Source organism: Rugosimonospora africana (assembly GCF_016862975.1).
Lineage (GTDB): Bacteria > Actinomycetota > Actinomycetes > Mycobacteriales > Micromonosporaceae > Rugosimonospora > Rugosimonospora africana.
The window spans coordinates 121,556-131,617 of sequence record NZ_BONZ01000057.1; the positions used below are offsets into that span (position 1 = coordinate 121,556).

The window sequence follows — 10,062 nt, forward strand, 5'->3', positions numbered from 1 at the left end:
ATGCCGAAGGAGTCGACTGTGAGTACGGACCCGACTGTGACTGCGGAACCGACTACGACTACGAGGGATGAGGGTCTGCCGCCCGAGCGGCTGTCGGAGGACGACCTGCTTCGGGAACTCGCCCAACTCCACCGCACCCGGAACGAAACCTTCCTGCACGCGCCGACCCGGGCGCTGCAGCACCACTCGGAGCGGACGGTCGCGCTGGAGATGGAGTACCTGCGGCGCCACCCGGAGCGGGACATCGAAGAACGCGGGCAGCACTGACGGGCTGCCCGCTACCGTTGATCCGTGCCGAAACAGTGGACGATGACTCCGCGGCCGATGGCCCGGCGGATGGCGCCCTGGCGGATGGAGGCCCGGCGGATGGCGCCGAGTTGCCGGTCGTGGACGTGGAAGCCGAGCGGGGGAACGGCGATGAGATCGTGACGCCGAACGGAGATGGCGGCGGTTCGGCCGTCTCGTGGCTTCGTGTGGCACGCGAATCGGAGTCCGGCCCGCGCGATGACCCCTCGCGCGATGACCCCCCGCCGGGGAGTGGCCGCCGGTTCGGGGCGGCGCTCTTCGATCGCGACGGCACGCTGATCGAGAATGTCCCGTACAACGCCGATCCGCGGCTGGTACGTCCGATCCCGGGCGCCCGCGAGGCTCTGGACCGGTTGCGCGGAGCCGGGCTGAAGCTCGGTGTGGTCACGAACCAGTCGGCGATCCGGCGCGGCCTGGCCACCGCCGAGCAGGTCGAGGCGGTCAACCGGCGGGTCGAGGAGTTGCTCGGCCCGTTCGACACGTGGCAGGTGTGCCCGCACGGCCCGCACGACGGTTGCGCCTGCCGCAAGCCGGCGCCCGGAATGGTGCTGGACGCGGCGGCGGCGCTCGGTGTGGCCACCCCCGAGTGTGTGGTGGTCGGCGACAACGGCACGGACCTGGCGGCCGCGGCGGCTGCGGGAGCGTCCGGTGTCCTCGTACCGGCTCCGATGACCCGGGCCGGCGAGGGGACCGGTGTCGCTGTGGCGGGCGTGGCTGTGGCGGGCGTGGCTGTGGCGGGCGTGGCTGTGGCCGGCGCCGAGAGGGTGGGCGCCGCTGTGGCCGGTGTGATCCCCGCCGCTGTGGTCCCCGCGGCTGTAGTCGCCGCCGATCTGGCCGGCGCCGTCGACTGGATCCTCGGCACCGCGTCCGGCGCAGCGGCTTTGGGTGCACCCACGGCTTCGGGTGCAGCCACGGCTTCGGACGCCGCCACGGCTTCGGGTGCCGCTGCGGCTTCCGGCGCCGGTGCCGGCCCGGCCGCCGAGCGGGAGGTGCGGCGGCTGCTGCAGGGCTGAGGTACCGGTCGACTCCTGGCCGCCCGCGCCGTTGTGCCGGTGCCGACCTGCGTCTATCGCGCCTCAGCCGTTGTACAGGCTCGCGACGGCGGCGAAGGTGTCGGTGGTGTAGGTCGGGCTGTACTGGTAGATGCTTGCCAGCACCGGTCCGCCGGAACGGCTGATCGTCCAGCCGCTGTCGGTCTCGAACGTCGGGTTGGCGATGCCGCAACCGGTCAGGGTGATGTCGTCGAACGCCATCGTGACCTGGTAGTTGGCCACGCCCGTGAGTTCGGTGAGGCGCAACACGAGCGAGGCCGAGCCGTTGGTGAGGTCGGACGTGATGTCCAGCGGCGACGACGAGTACCAGTCGGTGCCGTCGTAGGTGACGTCGGTCTTCCACACCGCGTGGCCGCCCACGTATGCCTCCCGCTCGTGGTAGCCGGCGGGCGCGCTGGTCGGGCGGCTGTCCCTGCGGTGCAGGACCATGACGCAGCTCGACGATCCGCTGTCGAGGTGGATGGTGGTGCTCGCCTGCGCGTACTGGCCGGCGGAGGTGGCGGTGTTCGCGGCGACGGTCAGCACGAGCGCGCCGTTGCCGGTGTGGGCCTGGTTGGTGGCCGAGTTCGCCGGCCTGCCGGTCGGGTCGAGGATCAGGTTCCAGAGGATGACGCCGGCGATCTGCGCCGAGGCCGTGTCGGCCAGAGCCTGGCTGGTCAGGGTCCTGACGTAGTCGGTGTCCGGCGGGATGTCGGTGCTGCTGAGGCTGTTGCCGTACAGCATGACGATGAGCTGCTTGCTGTCCCGGTTGAGGATCGCGGTGACCGAGTTGACCGCCGACTGGAACGTGCCGGTCCAGGCCGTGTTGCGGTAGGCGCCGTCGCGGTACGGCATGATGACGCCGGCGATGCCCGCGGCGTAGCTGTCGATCCGGCTCTGCGTGATGGTCGGTTGGTAGAGCTGGAGGTAGAAGCTCAGGTTCGGCGCGATGGACCGGGCGGCGGTGTTCATGGAGTTGACGTACGACGCCGTGAAGAGCGTCAGGTTGTAGTCCATGTCGTCGACGGTCCAGCCGACGAGATCCGGGTACCGCACCGACAGCGTGGCGAGCGCCTTGCCCCAGGCCACATAGTCCTTGTGGTACGGCAGGTATCCGTCGCACGAGCCGTCGTGGCCCGAGGAACTCGGGCACTCGCTCGGCGGCACCAAGTATCCGAACACCCGGATGCCGGCGGCCTGCGCGGCCGGCATGAACTCGGTCGACAGGTCGGCCCAGTCGGTCGGGCTCTCCACGAGGAAGTCGTAGGTGTTCTCGTGCAGCGCGGTGATCCTGCTGATCATCGTCGGCGTGTCGATGTGCCGCGCGCCGTCGGTGCGGGCGGCCGATTCCCGGATCGCCCCTTCGGCACTGCCCTCGATACCGGTCGGACCCGCGGCCGCCGGGATGGCCGTGTTCCCGTTTGCCGCTGCGGTCCGGTTCGCCGCCGTGGCTCCGTTCGCTATCGTGGCTCCGTTTGCCGCCGTGGCGGCTGTGGTCGCTGCCGTGGCTGCGGTCGCCGGCGCCGCGACCAGACCGCCGATCAGGGCGCCGGTCGCCACGAGGGCGAGGAACGTGTGCTTGACCCGCATGTCGACCACCCATCGACGCACAACGGATACCGGAGCGAACAGCGCCAGTGTTCGGCACCAGTCCGCGACTCTACGCGGATCACACCGCCTCCGCCGCCCCGCGTCTCGGGTTCGCTCGGCCGGAGTCGGGGTGTCGGAGCCCGAATGCAGGAGCCCGGGTGCCTGAGGCCGAGCGCCGGGTGCTCAGCGGTTGGGCAGTGTGTTGAGCGCCTGTGACCGCCGCTCCAGGAGTTCGGCGTAGGTACCGTCGCGTTCGGCCCAACGGTGCATGAACACGCCCTTGACGAGGATCTCGTGGGCCGTCGGCTCCATTGCCAGCAGCCCCATGACCTCGTCGAGGTACGCGTCGAGCGGCAGTGCCGCCGGGTTTACCTTCTCCTGTCCGGCGGTCGCGACGGCGGGCGGCACGAGCTCGGCCACCTCGATGCCCGTTCCCGCGAGCTGTGCCCGGAGCGATTCCGTGTAGGCGTGCACGCCGGCTTTCGAGGCGCCGTAGGTGGGCATGAGGGGGAACGGCAGGAAGGCGATTCCCGAGCTGACCGTGAGGATGGTTCCGGAGCCACGGGCGATGAGGTGCGGAGTGAAGGCGTCGATGACGCGGATGGTGCCGAGAAGGTTCGTGGTGATCGTCGTCTCGGTCGTGGCGATGTGCGCGGGGTCGCGCAGGTCTTCGGTGAGCATGACGCCGGACATCGTGACGACGACGTCGAGGTCGGGGTGTGCGTCGAGCACTTCGTCGCGGGCGCGGAGGATCGAGTCCGGATCGGTGACCTCGATCCTGACGGTCTCGAGTCCGTCCTGCGGCTCGGGACTGCGGCCTCCGACGATGACTGTGCTGCCGGCATCCACGAATCGCTGCGCGAGTCCGCGCCCGATTCCCGAGGTGCCGCCGACGATGAGGACTGTGCGGTTGGTGATCTCCACCATGGTCTCCTTGTGACTCTTGCTAACGACGTGGTTTTTGCCAGCGACAGGCTCTGCTAACGACGTGGCGCTTGCTAGCGGCGTGGAGCCTGGTCACGACACGGCTCCTGGCCACGACCGGATCGCCTGAGACAAGGTTCCCTCGGGCATCCGGAGGCTGTGAGGTCCCTGCTGATCCGGGGAGTGACAGGACCCCCTGTCCGGCGGAAGCGCCGGGCTAGCGTGGATCGGTACGACGACGGCAAGAGCGACCCCGGCGACGGTCATACCGGATGTCCGATACATCCCGGTCTGCGGCGCATGAGGGAAGCTTCGCAAGCATCGACAGCCGAGGTGGGGTCTTTGTCGGCGCTAGTTCCCGATCGGGTGCCACGAGCACGGGGCAGCCTTCGGGCTGGGCCGGACGCGCGGAGAATGGAGCTGAGTTGACGAACCGCGACGAGGAGACGAATCGGCTGGGCGCGTACCTTCGCGCCCGGCGGGATCTGGTCACACCGGAGCAGGCTGGCATTCCGGCCGGACCCAACCGGCGGGTCACCGGGTTGCGGCGCGAAGAGGTCGCCATGCTGGCCGGGGTCAGCGCCGACTACTACCTGCGGCTGGAGCGCGGGCGCGACAAGAATCCGTCCGCGCAGGTACTCGCGGCGCTCGCGCGTGTCCTCCACCTCGACGAGGTCGAGCACCAGTACCTGCTCGACCTCGCCAAGCCGTCGCGCCATGCGCGCCCCCGCAGGCGGACCGAGCGCGTGCCCGCCCGACTGCATCACCTGCTCGCCGCCCTTGAGGTGCCGGCATTCATCGAGGGTCGGGCATTCGACGTGCTCGCGTCGAACCCGCTCGCACTCGCCCTCTCGCCCCGGCTGCGACCGGGCGAGAACCGGTTGCGGTCCTTGATACTCGATCCCGAGGAGCAGGAGTTCCACGCCGACTGGGATGCGGCGACAGCGGAATTCGTCGGGTCGTTCCGCAAGTCCATCGGCGAGGACACCGACGATGCGCACATCGTCGAACTCGTCGGGGAACTATCTCTGGCCAGCACTCGGTTCCGTGCGCTCTGGGCACGCCACGACGTCCGCCAACTCGAGGGTGGCACGACCGTCGTCAATCACCCTGTCGTCGGCACGGTTCACCTTCACCGTGACAAGCTCCCCGTCGGGGACCTGACCCTCGTGATGTACTACGCCGACATAGGCAGCGACAGTGCCGAGAAGCTGCGAGTGCTGGCGTCACTGGCCACAACTGTCGCAAACGACGAGGCGTCGACTGTCACAAACGACGAGGCGTCGACTGCGGCCAACGACGAGGCGTTCCATGACGGGCTGCCAGCGCACAGGAGCGGAGGCCTTCCGAGCCGAGAAGGCTAGGTCCTGTCCTGCCGATCTCGCCCCTGCCAGAACTCGTCGGGTAGCTCGGCCACCTCGTCGCCGGAGCGTTCCAGGTCCGCGGCCCACGGCAGCATGCGCTGGAAGGTCGGCTCACCGCCGTCGGCGAGCTGCCGGATCATCGCGACGTTGCGCTCGACGCGCCCGATGAGCGCGTCGCGGATCGCGGATCGGTCGCCGGTGTATCCGTACGCGTCGAGGAGCAACTGGAACCGCCGCTGCCGTTCGGCCGCGTTAACGGATCCGGCTGCCTCACCGGATCCGGTTGCGTTACCGAATCCGGCTGCCTCGGCGATGCCCGCCGTCAGCAGCGGCACCCAGGTCAGCGCCGAGAACGCCAGGTCATCCTCGCGGCGGGATGGGCTGGCAGTGTCCCAGTCGACGAACCCGACCAGGGCGCCGTCGGCCCAGACGGCGTTCCACGGCGCCGCGTCCAGATGAGCGATCAGAAGTCCCGGCTGCCACGGCCGGCCGGTGAACCAGACGGCGTCCGCGGCCGGCCGGAACGTCGCGGTCGCGTCGTGCAGCCTCCGAAGCCACGCACCGACCTGCCGGAGCGCGTCGTCGGAGCGCAACCAGTCCGGCCATGGCTGGGTCTCGCCCAAGGTCTGGCCGGGCAAGAACGTCAGGCGTTCGCGGCCCCGGTCATCGAAGCCGCGGGCTCGCGGCGCGCCGTCGAAGTCGACGTCTTCCAGATGCCGCAGCACCGAGTGCACGGTCGCCGTCCACGGCTGCGCGGGGCGGCGGACCTCGTCGCCGACGCGTACGGCTCCGAAACTGCGCCCGCCGGGCAGCCGTCGTTCGGTCATCTGCTGGTTGTACCGCGATCAGACATTCACGGCGACCCAATAATCGACACCGACCGGCCGGCCGGGAACGAGGGCAGCGGCTTGCGGAGTCTCCCACTCCGCCGAGTGACACTGCCGCACCCGGGTGGCACCGGGCCGCCTCCCGGCGTCCACCTTCTACAGTGGACGCCGGAAGGGGAGACGGTGCGTCCGGCTCAGCCGCCGCCGGTGCCCTGCGGTGCCTGTGCCCACGGCGCGGCCACCGACCAGCTCGTGTCGTCAGACCACGAGGTGGTGGTGTCCCAGGCATTGGTTCCGCCGTTGCTCGCGAGGTAGACAACATTGTTGAAGGCGCGGACGTACCTGGTCGGGAAGTTCACCGACTGGAACGACACGCCCTGCCCGCTGTTGCCCGGTGCCTGGCAGAAGGTCGCGTCCTGGGAGAACAGCGAACTGCCGTCGTTGGGCTGCAGGTGGAACTGGAAGTTCTGGTGCCGTAGGTAGCTGCCCGGCCTGTTGATCGACTCGAACGACACACAGCTCGGGTTGGCCAGGCCGGCCGCCTCCACCCAGGTGGCGTCCTGCTTGTCGGTCTCCGGACTGGCGGCCGTCACCGGCGCGGTGACCACGAGGTCGTCGGAGTCGTCGTGCTTGACGAAGTTCGACGTACTGCCGGGCGTCGTGGCCTGCAACGACACCAGAGGGCCCGGGTCCAGCGTGAACCCGTGGTTGGCCTCACCCGGGGTGGGTTCGTTGGACGTGGTGAAGTCCGTGCAGTTGCTGTCGGTGTCGATGCCGTCCGGGTAGCGGACCGCGCTCCTCCCGGCGCCGTTGGCCGTACCGGGCGCCGGTACCCGGCAACCGCTCTGCCCCGAGCCGGACGTGCCCTGGTACCCCTCGGCGGCCCAGGGGTCGACGAGGCTCCCGTAGTTGAGGCTGTCGACGACGTGTCCCTGACCGTCGCGCAGCACCATGGCGCCGGCGCTGGCGGACAGGGCGGGGCCGCCGAACCACTGGTCGGGTGCCGGTGAGCCCTGATAGCCCGCCGTGGTGACCACGGCATCGCGCACCGGCGTGTTGACCGGGTGGCGTTCGCGCAGCGGCTTGTCGAGGGTGACACCGGTGCCGAGCGCCTGCACCGGCTCGTTGCTCGAGTGGGCGAAGGCCGTCGCCGGGGTGAAGCCGATCCCGGTTCCCCGGACGCTGAACGGCAGGTTCGACGAGTGGTCGAACGCCAGCGGGGCGGCCAGGTCGAGGCCCGTACCGCTGGCCCCGGAGGTGCCGACCGCGGCGACGGTGACGTTCTCGATCCTCGGGCCGATGTCCAACCTGATCGTGTCGCCGGCCGTGACGTTGGTGGTGGACGTGACCTTGATGTTGGTCGAGCCCGCCGGTGCCGCCGCCGACAGGCGCGCCTGGGTGCCGGGCTTGCCGACCGCGGTGACCGTGGCCACCTCGAGCCGGTCGCCGTACCCGATGGCCAGTTTCTGACCGACCGCGAACCCGGACGCGCTGGTGACCGGCACGTTGGTCGAGCCGGCGGGGATCGTGACGACCGGGCCGTCGGGGAGCGGTTGCCAGAGCGTCGTGTTCGGCGTGGCCGCCGTCCCGACGCTGGCGATCGTGCGGCTCTCGACGTCACGACCGGTGTCGATGTCGATCTGGTCTCCGGCGGCCATGCCGGCCGTGCTCCGGACGTTGACGGTGACGTCGCCCGCGCCGGCCGGTGCCGCCAGTCCCGAGTTGGACAGGCCGAGCAGGTAGTGGCCGCCGGCCGCGAGCTTCGTCCCGGCCGGGACGGTCACCGTCGAGAAGACGGCCTGCTGGGTCGGATGCTCGGTCAGGGTCCAGTGGGAGATGTCGATGGCGTGGGTACCGGCGTTGTCAAGCTCGAGGTACGCGTTGGTCGAGTTGGCGGCGGTACCGGTACGGAACTCGTTTATCTTGACCGGGTTGACATTGCGTACCTTCTCGACCGTCGTCTCGGAACGTCTCGGGTTCGTCCCCGGCTCTTTCCAGGACGCGTTGCCGATCAGGTCACCGGTGAAGGCCGCCGGTCCGGAGGTGACCCGGAAGGTCGCGCTGACGCTCGCGCCGGGCGCGACCGAGTCGAAGGTCTTCGAATCCTTTCTGGTACCCGTGACGACCGACGTCCAGTGCCGGTCGGGTACGGAAAGGCTCAGCTTCACGCCCACCGCCCGGGTTCCGGTGGTGTTCGTGTACGTCAGCGTGGCGTCCCGCGACGACCCCGGAGCGAAGGTCTGCAGCCCGGGCGGAGTGGCGGTGGCCGAGGCCGGCGACAGGCTCAACCGCTGGGCGCCGTACTTCGCGGCCACCACGTTGTCCTGCACCGCGTTGTCGGTGGCGTCCGTCGGGTACCCGGCCGTCATCACGCCCTCGTAGAAGGTGCCCTGCGAACCGTTGCTGTTGTCGCCGCCGTTGCCCAGGACGATGGCCCCCTGCTTGCGCATCGGGTCATAGCTGGCGTCGACCCGCGGCCCGTCGAACATGGTCGCGAGCGATCCCTGCTGCGCGTCGCCGCCCAACGAGGCCCAGTGGTGCGGTTCGCCCTTGGCCACGGCGGTCACGAACCGCGAGGTGATGCTCGGCAACTGCGCGCACAGCTTGGAGGTGCTCCCCGGGTTGACGCAACCGACCAGGTTGTTCTCCTGGTCCGTCATGACCCACGGGCCGGGGGAGTTGCCGTGGTACCAGGCGGTGGCGTTGCCGAAGTACGAGGTCTCCATGGTGCCGTTGCCGTCGTCGCGGCTGTCGGTCTCGGCGTTGCCGTAGTCGAAGCAGCAGCCGTTGTTGAAGTGCTGGCCGTTGAGTACCCAGTACATCCCCTCCGGCTGGTCGTCGACCGCGATGCCGGTCGTGTCGTCGTCGCGCAGGCCCATGCCCGGCTCGATGAAGACGCCGTAGGCTTTGTGGCCGCCGATCGTGATCGGAGCCGAGTCCGCGATCGGGAAATTGTTGAAGCCGCCCAGGGCGGGGCCACTGAATCCCCCGCGGGGCGCCTGGGTGAGGTCGTTGTGCATGGGGGACTGGTCGTAGACCTTGGTGATGAGGCAGGTCGTGTTGGCGCAGAACGCGTCCTGCGTGGCGGCGTCGGCGTACCCGCCGGGGTCCGGGACCGGCTTCACGCTGCGGGCCACGACGCCGATGTCCCTGACCCGGTTGTCCGACAGGCGTTTGACCTGGTAGAGCGGGCCGTTGTAGGAGGCGTACAGCGCGCGGGTGGTGCTGTGGGCGGCGACGCACGGGGTGCCGGCCGCGGCGTAGATGTCGCAGGGGCCGTGCGGCCGGGGCGGCGCGACCGGCCGGTGCGCCTGCGCCGGTGCCGCCATCGTGAACGTGATGCCGATCAGTGCGAGCGCGATCGCCGTACCGGCGGCGAGTGCCCTGCGGCGCATGCGCCGGATGGGGGGTCTGGCCATGGTGGATAAGCTCCGATCGTTCGTCTGCTGACGGAGTCGAACTCGGTTGAGCCCTGTCCTGCCGGTCGCTTGCCGGCCTGCGACGGGCCCGGCCGCCGACCGGCTGCGTTCTCGGGCGGCCGGCACAGGTGAGCCCGCCCCGGCGGTGGCGCTCGCGTCCTGCTCATCCAGGATCACTCCCCTCGGTGGCAGCCCTGCCACCGGCCGTTCCGTGAGCGCTAACATTCGGCCGCCGCGTACCGCCCTCGTGGTGGTGTCCGCCCGCCTGCTCGCGGGCCCTGTCAGGGTCGACGCCCTTCCGGCCGATCCGCCGGGGCGCTCTCCGCTGAGAAGAGCGCCGGATTGTTAGCGCTAACACATACGGTGCGGTCAATGAAACACGGCGAAGCGATCGGTGTCAATGGGTGTGCGTTCCGCGGCCGAGGCAGGCGCCGCGCCGGCGGCGCGGTGGCGCGGTGCGGTCGCGCGGTGCGGGTCGGGCTGGCGGCGCGGTTCGGCCGACCGCGACCACAGCGCCGCCCCACAGCGCCGCCCCACAGCGCCGCCCCACAGCGCCGCCCCACAGCGCCGCCCCACAGCGCCGCCCCACAGCGCCGCCCCA

General features: G+C 70.1%; 8 protein-coding genes. 3 read left to right on the forward strand and 5 right to left on the reverse strand.

Features of this window, described 5'->3' with window-relative positions; genetic code table 11:
- Positions 1-18 precede the first annotated feature (18 nt).
- Together Raf01_RS29775 and Raf01_RS50955 are read left to right on the forward strand one after the other, a co-directional pair.
- Positions 19-267: a DUF6158 family protein gene (locus Raf01_RS29775; protein ID WP_239134027.1), complete on the forward strand. Its 249-nt coding sequence runs from the start codon at positions 19-21 to the stop codon at positions 265-267.
- 206 nt (positions 268-473) lie between these two features.
- Positions 474-1,319, forward strand: a complete 846-nt coding sequence (locus tag Raf01_RS50955) for a D-glycero-alpha-D-manno-heptose-1,7-bisphosphate 7-phosphatase (RefSeq protein WP_203921367.1) — start codon at positions 474-476, stop codon at positions 1,317-1,319.
- Positions 1,320-1,382: 63 nt separating this feature from the next.
- Here Raf01_RS50955 and Raf01_RS29785 read toward each other — a convergent pair whose 3' ends face one another.
- Together Raf01_RS29785 and Raf01_RS29790 are read right to left on the reverse strand one after the other, a co-directional pair.
- Positions 1,383-2,927 (reverse strand): hypothetical protein, encoded by a 1,545-nt coding sequence (locus Raf01_RS29785; RefSeq protein WP_203921368.1) that lies wholly within the window; start codon positions 2,925-2,927, stop codon positions 1,383-1,385.
- Positions 2,928-3,110: 183 nt separating this feature from the next.
- Positions 3,111-3,854, reverse strand: a complete 744-nt coding sequence (locus Raf01_RS29790; RefSeq protein WP_239134028.1) for an SDR family oxidoreductase — start codon at positions 3,852-3,854, stop codon at positions 3,111-3,113.
- A gap of 422 nt (positions 3,855-4,276) precedes the next feature.
- Here Raf01_RS29790 and Raf01_RS29795 point away from each other — a divergent pair, with 422 nt between their 5' ends.
- Positions 4,277-5,215 carry a helix-turn-helix transcriptional regulator gene (locus Raf01_RS29795; protein WP_239134029.1) on the forward strand — a complete coding sequence of 313 codons (939 nt, stop codon included), beginning with the start codon at positions 4,277-4,279 and terminating at the stop codon, positions 5,213-5,215.
- On the opposite strand, the gene Raf01_RS29800 is transcribed toward Raf01_RS29795, so the two are convergent.
- From Raf01_RS29800 to Raf01_RS29810, 3 genes are all read right to left on the reverse strand, one after another.
- Positions 5,212-6,042 (reverse strand): phosphotransferase, encoded by an 831-nt coding sequence (locus Raf01_RS29800; RefSeq protein WP_203921370.1) that lies wholly within the window; start codon positions 6,040-6,042, stop codon positions 5,212-5,214. The genes Raf01_RS29795 and Raf01_RS29800 overlap by 4 nt on opposite strands.
- A 194-nt stretch (positions 6,043-6,236) precedes the next feature.
- A complete protein-coding gene (locus tag Raf01_RS29805; protein WP_203921371.1) occupies positions 6,237-9,461 on the reverse strand; it encodes an arabinofuranosidase catalytic domain-containing protein in 3,225 nt (1,074 codons plus the stop codon).
- Between the two features lie 369 nt (positions 9,462-9,830).
- Positions 9,831-10,062 (reverse strand): hypothetical protein (locus Raf01_RS29810; protein WP_203921372.1); only part of this gene is annotated, 232 nt, incomplete at its 5' end.